Origin of the sequence: Francisella sp. LA112445 (assembly GCF_012224145.1) — a bacterium.
GTDB lineage: Bacteria > Pseudomonadota > Gammaproteobacteria > Francisellales > Francisellaceae > Francisella.
The window spans coordinates 565,128-588,568 of sequence record NZ_CP041030.1 but is presented as its reverse complement, the minus strand read 5'-3'; the positions used below and the strand labels follow the sequence as shown (position 1 = coordinate 588,568).

The window sequence follows — 23,441 nt, the reverse complement described above, 5'->3', positions numbered from 1 at the left end:
AAATAGACTAATTTTTTATTAAAGAAGTACAGTATTTATTTAACTCTTCTGCAGAATTTTTAGAAGTAGTTTCAGTATAACATCTAAGCTCCGGAGCATTACCAGAAGGTCTTAAATGTAAAACATCCTCATTCTCTAAAGTTATTCTGACACCATCTGTAGTATCTATATGTTTGATATCATTCTTACCATTAAAATACTCAGAAATTATCTGATCTAGGAGCTTCGATTCACCAGCTAATATTAGTTTTAGTATCTCTTGACTTTTCTCAGTTGCAAAATCATCAATCTTACTACTAGCGGTATAGCGTGCAGGCAAGTCAAATAATAACTCAGATATCGTTTTATTTGAATCTATCGATAGCATAAGTACAGCCAACATTGGTATCACAGCATCTCGAGTAGGCAATGCTTTTAAAGTAGCACTTTTTAGACAAATATCCCCAGCCTGTAAAAAGCCGCCATTTGCCTCATAGCCAACTACATCACTATGACCACCTAAGAGTAATTGATTCATTGCAGCAATTACATATGGCGAACCGATTTTAGTTCTTATAATATTCTTAAAATATCCTATCTTTTCAACTATAGTATTACTACTAACTGGAGTCGCAATAGACTGTGACTGTAGATATCTAGCAGTTAAAACACCTAATATATCACCTTTTATCCAATTACCATTCTCATCACTAACTAGAGGTCTATCTGCATCACCATCAGTTGACACTATACTATCGATCCTATACTCACCTGCCCATTGCTTTGCAAGTTTCACATCTTCTTGACGAATTGCTTCGGTATCTACTGACACAAATCTCTCAGAGAATCCTAACAGAATAACCTTAGCACCTAATTTTTCTAAAATTTCTTTAACTATCTTGCGCCCTACAGATGAATGCTCATATAATCCAATAGTCTTACCTGACAAGCAATTTTGCGGGAAGAAATCTAAATATCTATCCACATACTTTATATGTGCTTGATTACAGACTTTTGACAATTCTACTTTTTGTAAAAACATTCCTTTTTTATTAAAAGTATTATCATCAACCATGATTATTTGACTAACAATCATTTCTTCATCTTCTTTAAGAACTTCACCATAAGGAGTATTAAACTTGATACCATTTCTATCTTCTGGAATATGACTACCTGTAACCATAACTGATGGTATCTGATTAGAGATACCATATAGCATCACAGCAGGAGATGGGATCTCTCCACAATATACAGGTTCATAACCACTATCTATCACAGCTTTAACAACCGCTTTTGTTATTCTAGGGCTACTGTCACGCAAATCATGAGCTATGGCAATTTTTGTTCCCTTAACCATCGAATACTTTTGTTCTAAAAACTGAATAAAAGCTTTTGTATATAACCAACAAATTTTATCAGTCATAGAAGATACAAGGCCTCTGACACCACTAGTACCGAACTTCACACCACTAGATTTGATTATATTTTTAATAACAACTTCTTCCATTTAAATTCCTGAATAAGTATTTTAAAATTTTATAATATGGCTAACTATATAAGGCTTGTAAATTATATCACCCTATGGCTTGACCATAGAATCCATTTATCATATCACTATTATAGCTTTTGATTCTACAATCAAGTCTTAGAATAGCATCAATTTTCAAATTAATTATACTAGTTATTATCAATTCTAACGATATCATCTTCACTTATATACTCACCAACTTGAGCCTCTATAAGTACTACTGGAATTTTTCCATTATTCTCTAATCTATGTGCCTCGCCAATCTTTATATATACAGACTCATTTGGTCTAAGTATAGATTTTGTATCACCTATTATTATGGTTGCTGTTCCAGATATCATAATCCAATGTTCACTGCGATGATAGTGTTTTTGTAATGAAAGCTTTTTACCAGGCTCCAAATGAATTGTATTAATTTTATATCCTGGCTTATCCTCTAAAATTGTTGAAGATCCCCAAGGTTTATAAATTTGCTTATGTCTTAATAATTCATTACGCTTATTACCCTTCAAAGACTCAACTATCTTTTTAACATCTTGCGTTTTATTTTTATCTGCTACTAATATAGCATCTGCAGTTTCTACAATTATTAAATCCTCAACACCAACCGCCGCTAATAAACGATCATGTGAGCGTAGGTAACTATTTTTAACACCATTGGTAATCACATCACCAAGCACTACATTACCGCTTCGATCCTTCGCTGAAATATCATATAATGAATCCCATGAGCCAACATCAGACCACCCACTTTCTTGCATAGGTACCATAACAACATTATCAGCTTTCTCCATTACAGCATAATCTATTGATTGTGACTCAACTGTTGAAAAACTTTGTTTGTCAAAACGGACAAAGTCTAAATCTTGTTGTGATTTTTGATAAGTTTCTTTACATCCATTATAGATATCTGGCTGCAACTTCTCCAAAGCGCTTAAATAGGCTTTAGCTGTAAACATAAACATACCACTATTCCAACTATAATCACCACTATCTAAATACTCTTGTGCAATACTAGCATTAGGCTTTTCAACAAACTTATCTACTTTATAAGTACCTTTTATATTAGTCTCAGCACCTTGCTTAATATAACCATACCCCTCATGGGCACAGGTTGGAGTAATCCCAAAAGTAACCAAAGAATCATCTTCAAAAACTTTTTGCTGTGCTTTCTCAATAGCTTGATGAAAAACTTCAATATTTTCAATATGATGATCAGCTGCTAAAACTAACATGATAGCGTTAGGCTCATTTTGGAATAAGTGGAATGCTGCTAAAGCAATTGCAGGAGCTGTATTTTTAGCTAGAGGCTCTAGAAGGATATCACCATTTTTGTCTATTTTTCTAAGTAACTCGGCAACCTGAAACCTATGATCCTCATTACAGACTACCACTGGTGAAGATATACTCTCACAACCATCGAGTCGCTTAATTGTATTCTCTAGTAAACTATGTTCATCAACCAAACCAATAAACTGTTTTGGTGATGCTTCACGAGATAATGGCCACAATCTTGAACCAGAACCTCCCGATAAAATAATAGGGGTTATCATTTCTAAAAATACTTAAACAATTTTAATATTCATTAATTATATAGAAATCAAGAATATTCAACAAATTAAATATTTTTCAAAACTATTAAGTCATAATAGTTTTGAATATCATATACTCCTACTCCCTACCACTAGATTTGATACAGATTAAAACTAATTATAATTCATAAAAAACTACAAGAAAATTTTATATTATTTTCTTAATTCATTAGGTTCTGTGCACAAAAAAAGCTAAATTAGATTGAAAATAGCTAAACCGTTGTTATTTAGAAGTTGAAAGACAATAAATACCAAGGGTTTAGCAAATGCATTATCATATAAAAGAAGTATTCTGGTCAAGTATTTTATTATTCTTAAAATCACAAAAAGGTATACATACCAATGATGAAGACAAATTAAGACTGTTTATTGAAGCAGTATTTTATGTATTACGTACAGGCTACCAATGGAGAATGTTACCATTTTATTATGGTAAATATAGATCAATACATAAGCGTTTTAAGGATTGGTGTGATAAAGACATATTCTCTAAATTATTTAAGTCAGTGCAAAATCCTGATTTACAAGAAGTTATGCTTGACTCAACGATAGCAAGAGCACATGCCTGTGCTACAGGATATGACAAGAATGATAACCAAGCAATTGGTAGATCAGTTGGTGGAGTAACCACCAAGATTCATGCTATGACCGATGCTTTAGGCAACCCGCTGGAAGTATTACTGTCAGAAGGTAAAACTCATGATAGTAAAGTGGCAATAGACCTACTACAGAAGGTATATAATACAAAAGTTATCGCTGATAGAGCATATCACTCTAATGAAATTAGAGAACATATTCAAAATATATCCTCTGAAGCTGTTATTCCCTGCAAATCAAATACTATAAACCCTATAGATTTTGATATTCAAATATACAAAGAAAGACATTTGATAGAGAATTTCTTTTCTAAAATTAAGCATTTTAGAAGAGTATTTTCTAGGTTTGATAAAACCATTTCAGCATATCTGGGTATGATTAAATTAGCTTGTACTTTTATTTGGCTTCGATGAGAATTTATTTTTGTGCACAGAACCTAATATTTGTATTAATGTAATTGTTGAGATAAGAATTTACAGATATTTACTAATTACTTATTTTAGGTAGTTAACCAATTTAGAACAGATGAAATTTTCATTGGCTAATTAACAATTTTTTTGTATAAACATGTTAAGTATATTTAAATAGTTTTGCGAAAGAAATAATACACTTAATATATATGGAATATTGTATATCAGAATTAAATTGGTCAAAAATTTCAACTTTTCTTACAAATCAAAAAGACTTACATACATAAGACACAGTCAAGCTTAGAAAAATTATAGAAGCAATCTTTTATATTCTAAAAAGGTGCTCAATGGAAATACTTTCATAAAGAGTATAGTACAATATTAGAGCTATGCATAGGCATTATAGATATTCGACTAAACAAGGAATCTGGAATGATTTAATGACTCTTGTTTCAAATATTGATTCACAATAGTTTATGATAGGTTCACTATCTGTCAAAACACATGCATGTGCTAGTGACTATGAAATAAATGATAATCAAGTTAATTGTACTAGTTATAAGTATTGGTGGTCTAACAACAAAGAGCAATCCTTCTCAGATGCTTTAGTAATCCTGTGAGATTCATAATAACCACGGGTAATGTTCATTATACTCTACCTTCGCAAGAACTTTTATAGGGGATAAGAAAAGCTTATATTTTTGCTGATTAAACATTTTTTTCTAAAGAGAACATAAAATTCCTTGAAAAAATATAAATAAGCCTATAATTCCTACTAGAGAAAACTATAATATCAATTGGCATATATATAAATAAAGACTTTTGATTGTGAACTTTTTTCCAGAATTAAGCATTTTAGAAAGGTTTCCTTTAGATTTGATAAAACTTGAGCTACTTTTCTTGGATTTGTAGCTTTAGCTAGCGCTTAGATAATTTTTTATTCGCAAAATCTATAGGCTTCTTAAAATTGTAAAAAAATGTATTACTCAAAAAGAACTAATAATTTAGATATATTCTTATATAAATCATGATTTTGTTTAAGTAACTCATATGATTTTTGACCAAATTTTAATCTAACTAATTTTGAACTAGACAAAAATAATACTTTTTGTTCTAATTGCTCAGAATCACCTGGAGTTATACAAAAACCATTTAAATTATCTATTACAGAGTCAGGTATTGCTCCTACTTTTGTTGCAATAATTGGCAACTTAAAAGACATTGCCTCTAATACAGCATTAGGAAAACCTTCCGCATATGAAGGCAATACAAATATATCAGCGTCGTTATAAAGTACATCTAATTGCTCTTTAGATTGCCACCCTAGTATTTTAATACTATCTGACAAACCTAATGACTTCACTTTTTCTTTAGTAAAATCATATAAAGTGCCCCCTCCTGCAAAGATAAATTGAATATTTTTATTACTTAACTTAATAGCAACATCTAGGAGGTCCAAAACGCCTTTTTTTTCAACCATCCAACCACAAAACAATACCTTAATAAACTCATTATCTTTGCCAATAAAAGAGCGTGTTTCTACACCATTTGACTCTTCAATATCAACCCAATTTGGAATAATTACCACATTACTGCTCAGACCAAATTTTTCACTATAAAAGCGTTTCCAATCAGTACCTTGAGCTATAATAATATTTGGAAATTTCAAAAATATATTTCTTATAGAATTAATTTTAGAATGTTGACATTCATCTATAAAATGTCCTGAACGAACTGACAAAATAGTATTAACTCTAAACGTTCTGGAAATCAATGCATATAAAGACTTTTCAAAAAAACTATAACCAGAACTTGCAAATATAATACAGCCTCTAGGACGATAAAAGATTATTAAATAGAAATAAAAAAGCATATTCTTGAGCGATTTAATAATTTGTATAAAAAAATTAGGCTTAGGAAAATTATTTTTTGACGTATCTACAATTTTATAGCAAGTATTCTGCTCGTCTAATACCTTTTTAAGTAGCCTAACTGCAGTTAACTGTCCACCTGCATGCTGATTAACATCACTACTCGGTGATGGACCTACAATAACTAATTTCATATAAACACCTTCTCTTTTTTTAACCATATAGCAAGGTTTAAGAACTTCCATAAGATAAAGCCGTTATCAAAACTTCCTGCACAATGATCATTTGCTAATGAAAGAAGTTTATTCTTATCAAATATCTCTGCATAATAATAAGAGATATAATCTATATAATAATATAAAATATCTCTACAATCATTTTTAAGCCAATAAGCATAGGGTACACTAAACCCTTTTTTGGGTCCATCTAATATATAATCTGGCACTAGTCCCCTCATCGAAGACTTTAAAAGAAATTTTTTATCTCTTTTTTTAACCTTAAAGTCTCCTGGTATAGACATAGCAAAATCCATTAAATCATGATCAAGAAAGGGGACTCTAACCTCTATACTATTTGACATAGTGGGCTTATCAACTTTCTCTAAGAATGTATTTGGAAGTATATTTTGCATATCTACAAAGAGCATTTTATTTATTAGATCTTGATTATTATTAACATTTGATAGAGACCTTTCATACTCTAAAAAAGGATTTACAGCAAAATTGATCTTTCTAATAAAATCATTATTAAAAATTCTTTTAATTGGGCAGTTTTTAATAGTTTCTGTAGTAAGCAATAGCGCCATCTTCATGTAAAGATCATTGTTATTAAAGATGTCTAAAATCCTAAGTTTTGAATTTAATCCTGAAAATCTAGCTAAAATGAATTTTAAAGGATTTAAAGCTTTAGATAAACAAGTATACATTTGATATTGTGATAACATCATATATCTATTATAACCAGCAAAGATCTCATCACCTCCATCTCCCTGTAAAACAACTGTTACATCCTTTTTTAACTCTCTAGATATCAAATATAATGGCAAATTTGCAGCATCTGCAAAAGGTTCATCATGGATACCTACCATACTCTCAAGAAGTTCTGGTATCATTCCTCCTTTAATATATATTTCATTATGATTTGTACTAAGATCTTTAGCTAACCTAGCAGCAATTGGAGCTTCTGATGATCCATTAATGTCAAAATCAAATTTAGCTGTATATGTATTGAGCTTAGACCCATACTCTCTTGATGCTATAGAAACTATTGATGAAGAGTCAATACCTCCACTTAAAAGAGCTCCTATCGGAACATCACTAGAGAGCTGTTTCCCTACAGCTTTTATTAATAATTGCCTAATCTTATCTTTTGACTCATCAAATGAAATAGTTTTATTTAGTTGAATATTAGAGTATCCAAAATATATTTTTTCTTGTAGATCTTTTGTTTTAAGATTATAAGATATGAAAGATCCTGGCAATACTTTCTTAATATTCTTATATAAAGTATTTCTCCCTAAAGCATTTCCATACCACATATATTCTGATAATCCTTGTAAATCAACTATATTTAATCGATTATCACAAAAATGTTTTAATGCTTTTATCTCAGAGGAAAAAGTTATAGTATCTTTATATTTATATAAATATAACGGTTTTATTCCAACTCTATCTCTAGCAATATAAACCATATTAGTACGAGGATCATAAATTGAAAAAGCAAACATCCCATCTATTTGGTTTATAATATTTAAACCATTATAAGTATAACCTTTTAGTAAAACCTCAGTATCAGAGTCACTTTCAAAAGTAGCTCCTTTACTTTCAAGCTCTTTCCTTAAGTCCCTAAAATTATAAATCTCTCCATTATAAATTAGAACAACACCTGTTTGTTTACATATCATAGGTTGATGTCCAGCATCACTCAAGTCATGTATACTTAGTCTTGTTTGCCCAAAAATTACTTTATTATTAAAAAAAACACCTCTATCATCAGGGCCTCTATGATCAATTACATTTAAAGAATTTTTAAACGTGCTAATCAATGACTCACCATCAAAATCATTACCAGATATAAAACCAAGAATTCCACACATATGAAACAACTCCTTTGACTAAAATTTAAAGATCAATTTACCCACATAATTAACCATCTATAAGCCCATATAGATTAACCCGCCTATCTATAAATTTTTAATACTTGTAAAAAACTTATTAAAATCGAACATTTCGAAATCTGTAAATTTACATTCTAATTGGTCAAAATCTAAAACTGCTTTTGAAAAATCGTCTATATTATATTTTTTTACCAAGTAGCCTGTTTGTCCATGAACAACCAAATCACTTAATGCTAATGTTGACAAAGTTGATACTACAGGAGTATTTAAAAACATAGACTCTATTACAACATTTGGCATACCCTCCCATTTAGAGCATAACAAAACCATATCTGCATACTTTATATATGGATAAGGATTGTCTTTGAAACCTAACATCGTTATATTTTTCTCAATTCTTAATGCCTTAATAGTTATTAAAACATCCTCTTTTAAATATCCATCTCCAATAATGTATAGATGAAATTTTTTATCTTCCTTAATAACTTTATTAAAAGCTTCTATTAAAAATAAAGGATTTTTTTCATCACTTAGTCTTCCAACATATACACAATTAATCCTAGCTCTATATTCTTCAAACGGATTTTTTTCCGTACATATGCTTTTTTGTATATATACTTTATCTATTGGATTACTAGCAACAATCACTTTCTTTGCATCTATTTTATATGCCATTTCAATATCTCTTTTCATATACTCTGTTTGAGCAATAACTCTTTCGGCAAATGGGTATAAAAGCTTGATTATAAATTTCATCTTTGATGACATGTATCCATTACGTACTTGAACAGAAGGCATACTTGGCTCTCGGATAATCACTTTAAAAGATCTATATATAATATTAATCAGTAAAACTAATATATTTGTTCTATTTAGGCTACTAAAAACAATATCTGGTTTGAGTAGTAAAATCTCCTTAGCCAACTTAAGAAAAGCTTTTCTTGTCTTTATAATATTTAAATATTTTATATTTACATTTTGATTTATTAAAGTCTCTAAGTTTTTATACCTATTATCTATTACAATTAGATGTATATCAAATATTTTAACATCCAGACTATTTATAATATTTACCGTTACTTTTTCTGCACCACCTATATTTAAAGTAGGCAAAACGAATAGTAATTTAATTTTTCCCATATCAAAATACCAATAACTTTAGTAATAAATATACAAAAATTAAAAATAGATATGAAAGAACTGCAAAAAACATATAATTTTTTTTACGCTTAATAAGAAAAATATAAGAATAACTACTTGACAAAAAAAATATAGGATAAACTATATAAAGTCTTCTAATATCACTTGCCATAGATGACGCTAATGCTATATATAAAAAAGAAATAAGCAGTAAAGTTAATAATTTCTTATCAAGATTAAATAATAACTTATAACGAAGAATACCAAATAGAAGAGACATAAAAACAAAGTACCAAAACACACTTGACAATATATAACTAATCTTGAAAATAAAATTCATTGATGAGTTATTTAGAATAGCCCAAACAGGAAATGGTTGTATTTGAGAGAAAAAACTAAGCACTAAGTAATTTAAACCATATGGTAAGTCATATAAAACTCTACCTAATGAGTCAGGAGCTGCTTGTAGATGAACCAAATTAGAATAGCCTTCTATTTTAGGACTTAAATAACCTATGATCCAACTTATTTTAAAATACAAAACGATACTAAATACTAAGAGGAAAAAAAATAATGCTTTGACTCTTAAAAAATTAAACATATATCCTAATAAAAATACTATTAAAAAAAGGCCCGTTTGATATCTCATAAAGAATGAAGCAACTATAATTAAAATCATAAATAATAAAGGCTTCCAAGAATTCTCTTTAAGATATAAATAGAAAAACATAGAAAAACTCAAAGCAACAAATTGATCTCTTAATAATAATGTAGAAATAACAAATTGGAAAGATAGCAAAGAATAAATTAGTGCTAACTTAAATGAGTCATTTTTATTAAAATAAAAATTAATTATCTTATAAACAAAAATAATATTTATTACACTTATGCTTATAATTATCTGCTTTAGAAATAATATACTCACATTCCCACCGAGAGTTTCTACAAATAATGATATAGTACTCATTACATAAATAATTAATGGGGAGCTAGAGTCTCCTACACTATTAAAAACCTGTTCAAAACTAAAGCTATTTAACCTATAAACTTTATAAAAAAATGTTTCATCAGAATAAATAGGCTTATAAATAGAAGCATCTATTTGTAGATAGTATTGTAATGCATTATTTACAGAATATATCAGTAAAATTAAAGTTATTAATTTCAGTAAAGATCTATCTTTTATAAAAAGCAACGTCAAAAATAATAATAATAAGTTTAAAATAAATACCTCAATATCAAAAAATGCAAAAAATAGCGATAAAAATATAAATATAATACATAAGATCTTGATAACTTCTAGATCATTAAATAAAAACTCTTCACCACTTAATTTTCTTATAATTGTCTTCATACAAAACTATTAATCTCACATTAACTTCATATACTTTAATATTGTATTATGCTCATCTAGTTGATTATAATAACTTAAGCAACATTATAAGTATATTTTTTTAAAAAACTTTTTAAACAAGAGATCTTATTAAATAACTTATTTATTTTATCATCCATCGTTTATACCACATCTGGAATATTACTATATTCCAAATAAATGCATAATTTAGTCTATCTGCAAAAAATAATTTTTTTATTCTCTCCAGTTCTTTTCCATAAAAAATATCATCATATTTTTCCGATAAATACTCCTCCACATAATCTCTAAGATCATTTTTCAACCATTCATTAACTGGAATTCCAAACCCCATTTTAGGTCTATCCATTATTTCTTTAGGAAGATATCTATACGCAACTTGTTTTAGCAGCCACTTCGTATTACCATTTTTTATTTTCACTCCACTTGGAAGTCTTGATACAAATTCTATGATTCTATAGTCTAGCAATGGCTCACGACCTTCAAGGCCTACACTCATAGTAGCTCTATCTACTTTATGAAGAATATCGTCACTCATATATGTTTTGTAGTCTATCGCAAACATCTTATCAAAAGAGTCAAGAGTACTATTCAGCTTAAAAATATCATCAAAGTTTGATTTAACTCTTTGGTATTTGTAACCTTTTATTAGCCTCTCATTTGAAATAGGAGTAGAGAAATATGGTATAAGTTTTTGCAATTCAATGCTATTTTCAAAAGATAGCTTCGCAATTTTATTTTCAAAAAATATATCTTTTGTCAAACCTTTACCTTGAATGAAACTAGCTATTTTATTTATATTTTTATCTCCTAAGAATTTAAATTTTGAAATAATCCTCGATTGTCTCTCTAAATTAGATAGATATTTCCCATAACCTCCAAATATTTCATCGCCACCATCAGCACTAAGACTTACTTTAACTTTACTTTCAGCTATTTTACTAACAAGTATTGTAGGAATTGCCGATGCATCACCAAAAGGCTCATCATATATTTCTACTAGCTGGGGGAAAATATCAAGAGCTTCTTTAATTGAGCAATAATGCTCAGTATGATCTGTACCTAAATACTCAGCGACTCTTTTTGCGTAAGGAGCCTCATTATACTTATCTTCATAAAAACCTATTGTAAATGTTTTTAGCCTCTCTTTTCTTTCGTGTTGAAGAAGAGCTGTTACAACACTACTATCATATCCACCACTTAGAAATACACCTACGGGAACATCAGATACCATTCGATACTCAAAAGCAGATTGCAATAGTTTTTCTGTTTCTAAAATAGCTTCAGTCTCAGATAAATCAAGTTTAGGCATATTATAAAAATCTATAGCATCCCAATACTTTTTCACTACTAGTTTTTGAGTTTTAAAATTAAGTTCAGCATAATGTCCAGCTTTCAGTTTGAAGGTGTTTTTAAAAATACTATAAGGTTCAGGAATATATCCTAACTGCAAAAATCTAGCAACACTATCTAAATCTATTTCTTTCTTAAAACACTGATGTTCATGAAAACTTTTCAATTCACTCGCAAACATAATTAACCCATCATTAGAGTAATAATAAAAAGGTTTTACTCCAGCACGATCTCTTAATAAGATTAACTTTTCATATTTTTTATCATAAATAACTATTGAAAACATACCATTAAACTTATCAACTGCTTTTATACCCCACTTATGATAAGCTTTTAATAATACCTCTGTATCACTATATGAATCAAAAACGTAACCATCTTTTTTAAGTTCCTCTGCAACCTCATTAAAATTATATACTTCACCATTAAAAATAATTTCCAAATCCTGGAAACTCATAGGTTGATGTCCATGAGCAGAGAGATCTAATATAGAAAGCCTTCTATGTCCTAGACCCAAATTAGTAATTTCACTTTTATAAAAACTATATCCGCTATCATCAGGTCCTCTATGATGAAGAGCATCCGTCATTTTAACTAATGTTTCAAAATCTGACCTTTTACTAAAGTCACAAAAACCAGCAATACCACACATCACAAATTCCCTAAAATACTAAAATATGACAACATTAATACTAGGATCGAAATAAATAATAAATATTTAAAGCTATAACCAAAATGATGTAATTTTTCAGAATACTTCATATGAATATAAGTTCTTATTATACCTGCTACTAATGTTCCTAGTATTACACCAGCCAACCCAATCTTCAATCCTAAAATAACACTTAATATAAAGTTAATAATCAAACTTAAAAATGTAACATAAGCTATAATATGTGTTTTTCTTTTAACAGTGAAACCAAACCCTCCACATTGGGTACCATTAACAAATAGAACAGAAGTAACCGCTATTGGCAATAAATATGCAGATAACAAATACTTTTTCCCTGTAAAGATTAAAATAAGATAATCAGATAAGAAATAACAAGATAAGAATAATAATGGAATTAAACTAATATATGAGTGAAACAGACTCCTAATTAATCTCACTCCTTTTTCACTTGTATAATTGTTATACATCACAGGCAAAAATCCTCCCGTTATCGTTGTTAGAATAAACTGGGGTATTTGCGCAAACCTCATTAAGGCTGCATATAAACCTAATTCATACTTTCCAAAAAACATGAGAATCACTACTCTATCTGACATTTGCATCAAATTATTACCTATATAATTTGGAACAAAAGGTAGAGACAATTTGAATAGGTCCTTTAATAAAACTTTTGAATTATCTAATATCTTGAAAGCTCTTATATATTCTTTTGATATGATAAGAGCTATTAAACTGCCTAAAAAGCCACCTATTATCAAACCATAAATATATGAAGTTACTTCTTTCTTAAAAAACAATAATATAACACCAATGACTGCCCCTGAAATATATGTAAATAGATTTAAAAAAGCCGCACTTCTAGCCTTTGTTTGCCACCTTAAAAAATTGAACGTATGATATGTAATTATACAAAATAATACATAGATACCTATCAGTAACCACATCTGCTGATTTAATGAAAAAAACTTATCAGAGAAAAAAAATACACTATTTACACCAAGCATTAATACTAATAAAAATAGTATACTAATAATAAGAGTAGAAACATAATAAAATGAAAGTCTGAGGAAATCATTTTTTGATTCTGCCATTAGTATTGCAATACCACTATCAATTCCTAAAGTAACTAAAATCTGAATAAACCCTGAAATAACTAAAAATAAATCGTAATTAGCAAAATCTTCAATACTTACATTTCTAGCTAATAAAGGTATAACTAAAAACCCTAAAGCTTTACTCCCTAAATTTGCTATCATATAATATTTACTATCACTAAGACCTTTCTTCAATAGATCATTAGCAAAAATATTTCTAATCTTATTTTTCAAATAAACTCCTCACTTCAATATCATTTTGAGTAAGTTTTCTGTTCTTAACTAATAATTTAATAAGCTTTACATACTTTTTAGCCAAACCCACTCCTAAATTCTCTTCAAACCACTCTTTTGAAACTTGACTCATTTTTTTATACTTTTGCGGACTGCTTTCATAATCAAGAAAAATCTTTAAGATATCATTATCTGATAATGCGTGTATCATAGGGGAATTAAAGAATTTATGCTCAGGGTTTTCAATAGCTTCAATACAATTATTAAGATTTAAAGTTCCAGCAGCTAGTGATTCATAACATACTCCTCCTATATCTGTTTTACTCTCCCTGAAAGCATTTGAAGAAAAAGTAGCCTTTGATAAACCATACATAGTATTCTTGCGATCCATAACAGGCATCCATACGACATATTTACTTATATCGAGTTTGTTAACCAATTTTTTTGAACTTTCCACATCAGGACCATATTCAAATAAAACCAATATTGGATTTGAAAAAGCTGTAATTTTAATAAACCTGGCAAATGCTTTAATTAATTTATCATTCCTTTTTGCTCCACCATACTTACTAAAGTCGTCCAACTCATCAATATTACTACACCAATATTGCCTAGAGTGATTAAAAACTATAAAATCATACTTATCTAAAAAAGACCAAATCTTCATATTCTCATCTGAGTCTAAATCTTCCTTACTATAAAGCATAGGAATACCTAGGTTAAGTGCCCGCAAATTTAAATCTATTAATGCATTTCTATAAAGTTCATATCCATTATCAGTTATCAATACTCTACTATTTTCATATGCCTTAATTTGATATCTCGCCTGAGAAAATAAAAATAAACTTCTTATAAAAGATAAAGATAATGAAAATTTGATCTTCTTAAATGGTATCATATACAAATCTGAACCATAAGGAATTATAATATCTGACTTTAGCCCAGCCCTTTCTAAATAAGCACTACTAAGACCACATGAAATTATAAGATCATAATCTGCAAATTCATCAATTATCTTTTCTTTTTCAAAAAAGAGCCAGTTTTTATTATTAATATCAACTGGAAATTTTTTAATCCAGTTTATTTTCTTTACATCATAAAATGTATCAGACTGAGAACTAAAATGATTCATAGAAGAATTTGGAATTTCATATACAACTGCATTTAACCCTGAGTCTCTTAAATATCTTGCAAAAGCAAAAAAATTATTATTCATATTGTCTATTAATGCAATTTTCATTTCTCTTTTGGAACATAAAGTTCCGCTTCTCCATCTATCACTATTTTATTTTTTACTTTACAAGTTGTTCTAAAAAACACTCTTCTTTTATCTAAATCTACTTTTGTAACTGTTACAGTTGCCACTACTGTATCTCCAAGATATACAGGTCTTTTGAACTGTAAACTTTGAGCAACATACACACAACCTTCCCCTGGTATTTTAGTACCAAATAATGCTGAGAAAAATGAAGCGGAAAGCATCCCATGAGCTATTCGTTTTTTAAATCTTGAGTTCCCAGCATACTCTTCATCCATATGCACAGGATTTCTATCGCCAGAGATTCCTGCAAAAGCTTTTACATCTGCATCGGTGATCGTCTGACTATAGCTAACCTCCATTCCCTCTTGAATCTCTTCTATAAGTATTTTATTCACCATTTAAAACCTTTAATTTTTTAATATAATCTCTTTTCTCAAAAGCTTCAAAAGGTACAATAGTACTTCTATCATTCACATCACTTCTTACAATAGCACCCATTCCAATGACGGCATTATGACCTATTGAAATGCCATCAATTATTGATACATTTGGTCCTATATAAACATCATCACCTATAGATGTACTTCCACTGATTTCTGCTTTTGCTACAATTAAACAATTTTTACCAATTTTTACATTATGAGAAATATGACATAAATTATCAATTTTTGTATTCTCACCTATGACAGTATCTGACAAAGCTCCTTTATCTATACAACTATTTGAGCCTATCTCGACATTATCTTTTATTATTACTTTTCCAATATGAGGAAATTGTATATATTTCCCATCTAAATCTTTGATATATCCAAATCCTTCCTGACCTATTTTAGCACCTGCATTAATAATTACATTTGAACCAATAACAGTATTTGGATAAATTACACAATTAGGATAAATATAAGTATTATCTCCTATGATGCAATTTTTGCCAATTACTACATTATCTCCTATGTTTATATTTTTCCCTAATTTAGCTGTTTTATCTATCGATGCTTTTTCACTTATTGTATTCAGCACCTTATCTGAAAAAAAGCTATTAACTACATAAACTATTGCTAGCTGTGGATTTATTGTATAAATAAGACTCTTTTCATTTGATACATCTTTAAAATCAATTGGAACTAAAACAATACTACTTTTTAACAATGATAAATCATAGCTGGATTTTCTTATAAAATTTATGGATGTGTTCGTAGTATTCTCCAAATCTGTAAGCATATTACAATTACTTATGACTTTATTATCTCTTACATATAAATTCTTATCTATAAGTAATTCGATTATCTTTGATGATTCAATCGTTATATTATTCATAGATGTAGCCCTCATACCAACTTTCAGGATGTGTTAAAATGTGTAATACTTTTGGTTTATCTTCAATTATATGCTCGCTAGGTGTTCTTCTATCATTTCCTAGCAACCTGCCATTTTCATAAGCTTTCCATCTCGTCCACTCACTATCACTGACATATCTGCAATTATTCCATAGTTGTTTATCATAAGCTTCATATAATAGTCCAAAATCGCTATAACTATGAGTTTTCCAGAAATCAAGATTATTATAGTGTGTCATATCACCATGTGACGCTGTACCGTAAACTTTTATATCAAATAAAGTTTCAAACAACTTTATTTCTTGTTTTAATAACTTTACTTTATTTATATTGCAATATCCTCCTATATCCTCTAATTCTGTATGAAGTCCTATTTCACATCCAATAGAGATCAATTCTTGCATTATTTTAATATTCCCAATAGATAATAAGTTATAATTTGGTGCATGTAGCCTTACATATACACTAGCTTTCAGATTCAATTCTTTAAATATTTTATAAATAGTTTTAAGTCGATCTATCTTAACGTCTACATCTATCCTATTTACAACTATTTTTTTATTTTTATCATATTCTTCACTAAAAAATTCCTTTAGTGTTATAACTTGATAATCACTATCTAATGCTGTTTGAAAAATTTTTTTATAATAATCAAAAGTAAAATCACTCATTATTTTATACTCTCTTCTAATTCTTTCCTATCAGGAAAGTTAACTAAAACACCCATTCCTTTCTTTTGATAAACAACCATACTACCAACAGCACATGCTGAAGCATTACCTCTTTTTACAACTTCACCTATGTGTTCAACTTTTCCACATCCACCATTTGCTATTACTGGTACTTGTACACTTTCTGTTATGCTCTTAATAAGTTTTACATCATACCCCTCCCAGCTTCCTTCTCTCTCTACTGATGTAATCAGAAGTTCCCCAACTCCAGCATTTTCAAGTCTTTTTGCCCATTCAATAATGCCAACATTTTGTTTTTTTTTCCCATGACAAGAATAAACTTTTTCATTTCCAAAAAAAGATTTCTTCACATCGATTGAACCTACTATACTTTGATTTCCAAAGTATTGAGCAATATCTTTTATAAGTTTTAGGTTATTAAAAGCATTGGAATTAATCACAACTTTCTCAAAACCTATTTCAAAGATTTTCTTAGCATCTTTTAAACTTTTAATATTACCACCATAACTAAGTGGCATAAAACATTCATTGGCGATATCCGCCAATATTTTAAAATTAATCGGTCTATTTTCTTTTGAAGCAAATATATCTAAAAACATTAACTCATCAACTTCTAGTTCATTAAATATCCTAACTGTATTAATAGGGTCACCAATATAATTATATTCTTTAAACTTAACTGTCTTCACAAGACTTTCATTTTTTAATAATAAAGAAGGAATTACTCTAGTTCTTAACATATTATATCCTTGAGAAATTCTCAAATAACTTCATACCAAATTTATGGCTCTTTTCAGGGTGGAACTGTGCACCAAAAATATTTTCTTTTTGAATTGCACAATCAAACTCACAACCGTAATTCGCCTTTAAAATTGAGTTATTTTCATTTTTTACTTTGACAAAATAAGAATGTACGAAATAAAACCTAGTCTCATCAAATTCTTCGAAACCATGAGTAAGCAAACTATCATTAGATTGCTCAACCACATTCCAGCCCATATGTGGAACTCTATATTTTTTATCAATTTTATTTTTAAAACTAATTGTTTCTGCATCTATCCAACCAAGTCCAGATAAACTACCCTCCTCACTAGAGTTTGTCAAAAGTTGCATTCCTAAACAGATACCAAGGACGGGAATTTGTTCTTTCAAGGCTTTTTCATTCAACACTTCCTTTAGATCGCTTTCATTAATCTTTTTCATCGCAGTATCGAAAGATCCAACACCAGGAAGTAGTATTCTCGACGCATTTTTAATCTTGTCAAGATCATTCTCTATTACTGATTCAACACCTATATATTTAAACATGTTTTTTATTGAGCCTAAATTTCCCATTCCATAATCAACTATTGTAATCATTTTTTATCATCCTTTTTTATAGGAAAACAATATTTAAGATAAAAACTCATAGGTACTAAATTTGCCTTTGCTAATATTTTAAATAACGGTCTAAGAGATTCGAATCTTTTTTTATAGGTTGGATATTCAAACCAACTTTTAGGTTTTCTTGACATCACTATCTTATATTCTTCATCAGTTAGATCAAGCCTCTTTTTAAAATACTCTAATAAATCTTTTTCTACCTTAGGTTCTTTAGAGTACTCATCCCATGCTTCAAGCCTGTCTTTTTTACCATTTCTTACTAATGCAGATAATGTATTATTTCTAAAATCTGTATTAAATTTATGAGGAGCATAAATACCATGAAAGAAAGCAGTCATCCTATTCTCTAAATGATGCCCACCATAATACTTCCAATCATATTCCTTTTCTAAGAAAGATCTTGCTTCTTCTTTATTATAATTTATATACCAAAAAGGTCTAATTTTTTTTATTTGAGCAAACATACTCCAAAATAAAAATCTATTAAAAGTCATTAAAGGGTAAGATTTCATAGGCAACTTACCAAACTTTCTATGAATAAATTTGATATATCTGCCATCAAAGTAGTTTCTTCCTACTGGTGTAATACCTTCAGTAATAAATGAATGTCCCTCCAACACATATTTCACTTTGTATTTCCATGCAGCCCTATACATTACTTCTGCAAGAGCTAAATCAGTCGCAGCTTCTATTTCTGCCACATCTGCATAAAAAAAAGATTTAAAAATGTCATCAGACTCTTTATTATCGATTACATGAGTATATAAATCAACATCAAGAGCTGTTAATACTTTACGGATATTCTCTGTTGCAATTGCTGTATTCCAAGTATTATCATAATGAACTGCAAGTGGTCTTAGGCCCCATTTTTTAGCAAGATGAATCATGTAAGAAGAATCTGTTCCTCCACTTACCCCAATAATACAGTCATATTTTTTATTCTCACCTGCTTTTTTTATTTTATCAACAATTTTAAAAAACTCTTTCTCCCCTTTTTCTTGTCCAGTCCCATACTCATCAGATAATCTATCTACTTGATGACAGTAGTTGCATACGCCTTCCTTATCAAACTTTATAGATGCAACTCTTTCATCATAAATGCATCTAGAGCAAACTTGTATATTATCTATCTTCAATTACTCCTCCTTTTATTTCTATAGGAGTACCAAATGCTTTTGAATTAGCTGGAATATCTTTATTCACTAAACTGTTTGCTCCAATAATTGAACCTCTTCCTATTTTTATACCTTTTTGAATAATTACGTTTGGTCCAATATAACAATTATCTTCAATAACTGTTTTAGCATATTTGTAGTTTTTTACTCCACCACTTATTGCCCAACTTAAACTATCATGTGAATATATCTGCACTCCTGCAGAAATAGAACAATTAGAGCCAACCTCTAAGCAGCCACTACCATCCAAAATAACATTAGGCCCGATCCAAGTATTTTCTCCAACTGTTACATCACCGATAACCACTGCACTGTCATAAATACTACTCCCCTTTCCAAACCCTAGATATCGAGCCTTCTCCCATCTATCACTAATATATTCACAAAATGGTAATACCCTATTAAATTTAAGCTTAATAATCTCCCTCTTTTTAAAGAAAAATTTTAACATTTTCTTATGCATAAATACTACTCCACTCTTCGAAATTCAAAAGGCTCCAAATAAATAGTCTTCTATTCTCTTCACCACTTAAATGTTCGTTTATAAGTTTTTGGGTAGCATCTTTATCCATATATTTATAAATATTTGCATCATTGTTTAATAGTTTAGCTTTTACAAACTCTATACTTTCTCCTTTGAACCAACTACTATCAGGAGAACTAAACCCTTGTTTTACTGCTTTGTGTATGTCTTCTGGTATATGCTTACTCATAGCTTTTCGCAAGATTAGTTTGCCATCACTTGTTTTTTGCATTTTACCTATTTCATTTTCATTCATCTTGATTACCTTATGTAGATCACCTAATTTATATTTTGCAGGTATTTTTTGAGCAAAATCCACCAAATCATTATCAAGAAATGGTACTCTTGTCTCAAGACTATGAGCCATGGAAAGTTTATCTTCAACAACTAGAAGTCCATGAAGAAATGTCTTTGCTTCAAAATATAATGAATGATTTATATACTCTTCTGGTGTTTGATTTTTTACAGGTATTTTAAATACATTAGCAAAAATATCTCTTGTCCATACATTTTGTGTATCTCCTATAATAGGAGCAAATACACTATGTATCTCTTTATTTGGAATTAATCTTTTCCAAAAGCTATAATATTTATCTATATAATTATCAAAACTATCATTATTTACAGCCCTATAATATCTCCATGGATAGCCCGCAAATAGCTCATCTCCACCAGCACCGCTGAGCACCACCTTGACAAACTTACTTGCAAGTTTAGCAGCATAGTAATTTGGATAACTCTGACCTACTCTAGGCTCCTCTAAATGATAAGCAAATTTAGTCATACATCTTTCCATATCACCAGATTTAAGTACCATCTCATAATGCTCTGTCTTAAATTTATATGACATGTATTCCGCTTTTGCTCTCTCATCAAAGCTTCTTTCTAAACCACTAGCACTACTCAAGTCAAATCCAACAGTAAAGGTATTAATATATGGCAATTTACTCGCCGCTATTGCAGATATAGAACCACTATCCATTCCACCACTTAGATAACTACCAACCGGTACATCTGCTACTAGCTGACGATTAACTGCTTGACTAAATAATCTATCTAACTCTTCTACATACGCTTTTTCATCTTTTATAGACTCTTCTTCTGAAAAATCAAAATCCCAGTATTGTATTTTATTATAATCTTTGATTTTTAAATCAATCTCTATGTAATGTCCAGCTTCAAGTATTTGAATATTTTTATGAAGAGTTTTATTTGTAAATATATTTTGAAATGTAAAGTATTCTAAAAGTGCTTCTTTATCTACTTCTGTTTCATAATCTCTGTACTCTAAAATAGACTTTATTTCACTAGCATATATAATTGTATTATCTGGTGTTAAGTGATAGTACAGTGGTTTAATACCATATCGATCTCTGACAAGATAAAATTTCTTAATATTATTATCATATAAAGAGAAAGCAAACATACCATTAAATTTATGGATACTCTCTATGCCCCATTCTATATAAGAATATATTATTACTTCTGTATCAGTATGACTCTTAAATCGATGTCCTAACTTTTCAAGCTCAACTCTAATTTCTTTAAAATTATATATTTCACCATTATAAGCTATCCAAATATTTCTGGATAAATCACTCATAGGCTGATGCCCTGCATAACTTACATCTAAGATAGATAACCTTCTATGCCCCATATATAAGTCATAATCGTGAGAATGTAACTCCCTTTGGGCTGAGTGTGAATCAATAGTTGGAAGCATATCATCTACATTAGCAAACTGAGTATCTGTTAAACTCTGATAAAAAGAGACTTTCTTACTATGCCTCTCACCTGTATGAAAAAACAAATATCCAGCATCATCAGGTCCCCTATGAGCTATCTTATCAGCCATAGGTTTTGCATAATTTACATTTATACATGGATTATTTAGCGAAAGTGCACCGACTATCCCACACATATTCTAACTTAAAGCCTCTTTAATACTTGAAATTACATACTCAAACTCATCATCTGTCATCCCCGCATATAATGGTAAGGCAATTGATAATCGATCCGCAGCATAACTCATAAGGAAATCACTATCATTAAAATTATTCTTATCTTTATAATAACTCAAAGTATGTACTGCATGAGTTCCCTGCCTAGTAGCTATACCTTTAGCTTCTAGCTTTTCCATAAATTCATTTCTCTTAATATTTATTCTATCTATTTGCTTTTTAGTAAGCTTTGTAATATCTTCTCCATGGGTAAAAATACAAACATAAGATTGATAGCCATGCTTATAACCTTCTGGCACATGTGGAGTTATTAATTGTTGTATCCCCTCAAGTCTTTGATCATATCTATTGGCAACTTCTCGACGACCATTCATAATATAATCTTTCCTATTCATCTGACAAACCCCAAGTGCTCCTTGCATGTCTGTCATACGATAATTATAACCTCTCATAGCGAAGTCAGGAAGTAATGACCCTCCTCTCTCCTTATGCCTTTGAAGGTCTGACTTACTAGCACCGTGATCTTTCATCTGAGAAACTTTATTAGCAATATCATGATCATCAGTAATTAACATTCCACCTTCACCTGTACATATGGATTTCCTTGGATGAAAAGAAAAACATCCACAATCACCAAATGTTCCTGAATGCTTGTTACCTATCCAACCATCAAAACCACAAGCACTATCTTCAATAACTCTTAGATTATATTTTTTTGATAATCTCATGATTTCTGGCATATTTGCACACAAACCGAATAGATTAACAGGCATAATAGCTTTAATATTAGAGTCTTGACTTACTATAGCTTCAAGTTGCTTTACATCTATATTAAATGTACTTAAATCAATATCACAAAAAACCACCTCTGCTCCCGTATATTCAACTGCATTTGCGCTAGCAATATAAGTAAAAGAAGGAACCACAACCTTATCATTCCTTGTAACACCCATTGCTTCAAGGCCAAGATGTAACGCTGTAGTACAATTACTTGATGCATGAGCAAATCTAGATCCTGTAAATTCCGCGAACATATCTTGAAACTTAGATACATTTGGGCCTTGAACAACCCACCCAGTATCTAAAGGTTCAACAATTGCATTTTTTTCTTCAATACCAAAAATTGTTTTTGTAATAGGAATATTCATAT

General features: G+C 29.6%; 20 protein-coding genes. 2 read left to right on the top strand and 18 right to left on the bottom strand.

Going from position 1 to position 23,441, the window contains the following annotated elements; genetic code table 11:
- Nucleotides 1-7 precede the first annotated feature (7 nt).
- Nucleotides 8-1,486, bottom strand: a complete 1,479-nt coding sequence (locus FIP56_RS02880) for a phosphomannomutase (RefSeq protein ID WP_192577466.1) — start codon at nt 1,484-1,486, stop codon at nt 8-10.
- Between the two features lie 170 nt (nt 1,487-1,656).
- A complete protein-coding gene (locus FIP56_RS02875) occupies nt 1,657-3,060 on the bottom strand; it encodes a mannose-1-phosphate guanylyltransferase/mannose-6-phosphate isomerase (protein WP_192577465.1) in 1,404 nt (467 codons plus the stop codon).
- 305 nt (nt 3,061-3,365) lie between these two features.
- Here FIP56_RS02875 and FIP56_RS02870 point away from each other — a divergent pair, with 305 nt between their 5' ends.
- On the top strand, nt 3,366-4,109 hold the full coding sequence (locus tag FIP56_RS02870; RefSeq protein WP_192577464.1) for an IS5 family transposase: 744 nt from the start codon (nt 3,366-3,368) through the stop codon (nt 4,107-4,109).
- Between the two features lie 473 nt (nt 4,110-4,582).
- Nucleotides 4,583-4,726 carry a hypothetical protein gene (locus tag FIP56_RS02865; protein ID WP_192577463.1) on the top strand — a complete coding sequence of 48 codons (144 nt, stop codon included), beginning with the start codon at nt 4,583-4,585 and terminating at the stop codon, nt 4,724-4,726.
- A 362-nt stretch (nt 4,727-5,088) separates the two neighbouring features.
- Here FIP56_RS02865 and FIP56_RS02860 read toward each other — a convergent pair whose 3' ends face one another.
- The 16 genes from FIP56_RS02860 to FIP56_RS02785 form a co-directional block, all read right to left on the bottom strand.
- A complete protein-coding gene (locus FIP56_RS02860) occupies nt 5,089-6,171 on the bottom strand; it encodes a glycosyltransferase family 4 protein (protein WP_192577462.1) in 1,083 nt (360 codons plus the stop codon).
- Nucleotides 6,168-8,072, bottom strand: a complete 1,905-nt coding sequence (gene asnB, locus FIP56_RS02855; protein WP_192577461.1) for an asparagine synthase (glutamine-hydrolyzing) — start codon at nt 8,070-8,072, stop codon at nt 6,168-6,170. Before asnB (FIP56_RS02855) ends, FIP56_RS02860 begins: the two co-directional genes overlap by 4 nt.
- An 87-nt stretch (nt 8,073-8,159) precedes the next feature.
- Entirely contained in the window at nt 8,160-9,233 is a 1,074-nt protein-coding gene (locus tag FIP56_RS02850; protein ID WP_192577460.1) for a glycosyltransferase, read from the bottom strand.
- A gap of 1 nt (nt 9,234) precedes the next feature.
- Nucleotides 9,235-10,587 carry a glycosyltransferase family 39 protein gene (locus FIP56_RS02845; protein ID WP_192577459.1) on the bottom strand — a complete coding sequence of 451 codons (1,353 nt, stop codon included), beginning with the start codon at nt 10,585-10,587 and terminating at the stop codon, nt 9,235-9,237.
- A 142-nt stretch (nt 10,588-10,729) separates the two neighbouring features.
- Complete coding sequence (gene asnB, locus FIP56_RS02840; protein WP_192577458.1) at nt 10,730-12,610, bottom strand: asparagine synthase (glutamine-hydrolyzing); 1,881 nt, start codon at nt 12,608-12,610, stop codon at nt 10,730-10,732.
- Nucleotides 12,610-13,959 (bottom strand): oligosaccharide flippase family protein, encoded by a 1,350-nt coding sequence (locus FIP56_RS02835; protein ID WP_192577457.1) that lies wholly within the window; start codon nt 13,957-13,959, stop codon nt 12,610-12,612. The genes asnB (FIP56_RS02840) and FIP56_RS02835 overlap by 1 nt, the downstream gene beginning before the upstream one ends.
- Complete coding sequence (locus tag FIP56_RS02830) at nt 13,949-15,199, bottom strand: hypothetical protein (protein ID WP_192577456.1); 1,251 nt, start codon at nt 15,197-15,199, stop codon at nt 13,949-13,951. Before FIP56_RS02830 ends, FIP56_RS02835 begins: the two co-directional genes overlap by 11 nt.
- Nucleotides 15,196-15,618, bottom strand: coding sequence for a MaoC family dehydratase (locus FIP56_RS02825; RefSeq protein ID WP_192577455.1), 423 nt, complete (start codon nt 15,616-15,618; stop codon nt 15,196-15,198). The genes FIP56_RS02830 and FIP56_RS02825 overlap by 4 nt, the downstream gene beginning before the upstream one ends.
- Complete coding sequence (locus FIP56_RS02820; protein WP_192577454.1) at nt 15,608-16,537, bottom strand: UDP-3-O-(3-hydroxymyristoyl)glucosamine N-acyltransferase; 930 nt, start codon at nt 16,535-16,537, stop codon at nt 15,608-15,610. The genes FIP56_RS02825 and FIP56_RS02820 overlap by 11 nt, the downstream gene beginning before the upstream one ends.
- Nucleotides 16,530-17,228 (bottom strand): hypothetical protein, encoded by a 699-nt coding sequence (locus tag FIP56_RS02815; protein WP_192577453.1) that lies wholly within the window; start codon nt 17,226-17,228, stop codon nt 16,530-16,532. The genes FIP56_RS02820 and FIP56_RS02815 overlap by 8 nt, the downstream gene beginning before the upstream one ends.
- Nucleotides 17,228-17,989, bottom strand: coding sequence for an AglZ/HisF2 family acetamidino modification protein (locus FIP56_RS02810; RefSeq protein ID WP_192577452.1), 762 nt, complete (start codon nt 17,987-17,989; stop codon nt 17,228-17,230). Before FIP56_RS02810 ends, FIP56_RS02815 begins: the two co-directional genes overlap by 1 nt.
- 1 nt (nt 17,990) lies before the next feature.
- On the bottom strand, nt 17,991-18,608 hold the full coding sequence (gene hisH, locus FIP56_RS02805) for an imidazole glycerol phosphate synthase subunit HisH (protein ID WP_192577451.1): 618 nt from the start codon (nt 18,606-18,608) through the stop codon (nt 17,991-17,993).
- Nucleotides 18,605-19,768 (bottom strand): N-acetyl sugar amidotransferase, encoded by a 1,164-nt coding sequence (locus FIP56_RS02800; RefSeq protein WP_209451855.1) that lies wholly within the window; start codon nt 19,766-19,768, stop codon nt 18,605-18,607. The genes hisH and FIP56_RS02800 overlap by 4 nt, the downstream gene beginning before the upstream one ends.
- Entirely contained in the window at nt 19,755-20,270 is a 516-nt protein-coding gene (locus FIP56_RS10395; protein ID WP_192577450.1) for an acyltransferase, read from the bottom strand. Before FIP56_RS10395 ends, FIP56_RS02800 begins: the two co-directional genes overlap by 14 nt.
- A complete protein-coding gene (gene asnB / locus FIP56_RS02790; protein ID WP_192577449.1) occupies nt 20,263-22,251 on the bottom strand; it encodes an asparagine synthase (glutamine-hydrolyzing) in 1,989 nt (662 codons plus the stop codon). The genes FIP56_RS10395 and asnB (FIP56_RS02790) overlap by 8 nt, the downstream gene beginning before the upstream one ends.
- 3 nt (nt 22,252-22,254) lie before the next feature.
- Entirely contained in the window at nt 22,255-23,439 is a 1,185-nt protein-coding gene (locus FIP56_RS02785; protein WP_192577448.1) for a DegT/DnrJ/EryC1/StrS family aminotransferase, read from the bottom strand.
- Nucleotides 23,440-23,441: the final 2 nt, after the last annotated feature.

What these genes read in the sequence shown, in the direction of transcription:
- FIP56_RS02860 (WP_192577462.1), bottom strand. Translation starts at nt 6,171, where the DNA reads ATGAAATTAGTTATTGTAGGTCCATCACCGAGTAGTGATGTTAATCAG.
- FIP56_RS02865 (WP_192577463.1), top strand. Translation starts at nt 4,583, where the DNA reads ATGATAGGTTCACTATCTGTCAAAACACATGCATGTGCTAGTGACTAT.
- FIP56_RS02810 (WP_192577452.1), bottom strand. Translation starts at nt 17,989, where the DNA reads ATGTTAAGAACTAGAGTAATTCCTTCTTTATTATTAAAAAATGAAAGT.
- FIP56_RS10395 (WP_192577450.1), bottom strand. Translation starts at nt 20,270, where the DNA reads ATGCATAAGAAAATGTTAAAATTTTTCTTTAAAAAGAGGGAGATTATT.
- FIP56_RS02825 (WP_192577455.1), bottom strand. Translation starts at nt 15,618, where the DNA reads ATGGTGAATAAAATACTTATAGAAGAGATTCAAGAGGGAATGGAGGTT.
- FIP56_RS02850 (WP_192577460.1), bottom strand. Translation starts at nt 9,233, where the DNA reads ATGGGAAAAATTAAATTACTATTCGTTTTGCCTACTTTAAATATAGGT.
- FIP56_RS02815 (WP_192577453.1), bottom strand. Translation starts at nt 17,228, where the DNA reads ATGAGTGATTTTACTTTTGATTATTATAAAAAAATTTTTCAAACAGCA.
- FIP56_RS02875 (WP_192577465.1), bottom strand. Translation starts at nt 3,060, where the DNA reads ATGATAACCCCTATTATTTTATCGGGAGGTTCTGGTTCAAGATTGTGG.
- FIP56_RS02785 (WP_192577448.1), bottom strand. Translation starts at nt 23,439, where the DNA reads ATGAATATTCCTATTACAAAAACAATTTTTGGTATTGAAGAAAAAAAT.
- asnB (WP_192577449.1), bottom strand. Translation starts at nt 22,251, where the DNA reads ATGTGTGGGATAGTCGGTGCACTTTCGCTAAATAATCCATGTATAAAT.
- FIP56_RS02880 (WP_192577466.1), bottom strand. Translation starts at nt 1,486, where the DNA reads ATGGAAGAAGTTGTTATTAAAAATATAATCAAATCTAGTGGTGTGAAG.
- FIP56_RS02820 (WP_192577454.1), bottom strand. Translation starts at nt 16,537, where the DNA reads ATGAATAATATAACGATTGAATCATCAAAGATAATCGAATTACTTATA.
- FIP56_RS02870 (WP_192577464.1), top strand. Translation starts at nt 3,366, where the DNA reads ATGCATTATCATATAAAAGAAGTATTCTGGTCAAGTATTTTATTATTC.
- asnB (WP_192577458.1), bottom strand. Translation starts at nt 12,610, where the DNA reads ATGTGTGGTATTGCTGGTTTTTGTGACTTTAGTAAAAGGTCAGATTTT.
- asnB (WP_192577461.1), bottom strand. Translation starts at nt 8,072, where the DNA reads ATGTGTGGAATTCTTGGTTTTATATCTGGTAATGATTTTGATGGTGAG.
- hisH (WP_192577451.1), bottom strand. Translation starts at nt 18,608, where the DNA reads ATGATTACAATAGTTGATTATGGAATGGGAAATTTAGGCTCAATAAAA.
- FIP56_RS02830 (WP_192577456.1), bottom strand. Translation starts at nt 15,199, where the DNA reads ATGAAAATTGCATTAATAGACAATATGAATAATAATTTTTTTGCTTTT.
- FIP56_RS02845 (WP_192577459.1), bottom strand. Translation starts at nt 10,587, where the DNA reads ATGAAGACAATTATAAGAAAATTAAGTGGTGAAGAGTTTTTATTTAAT.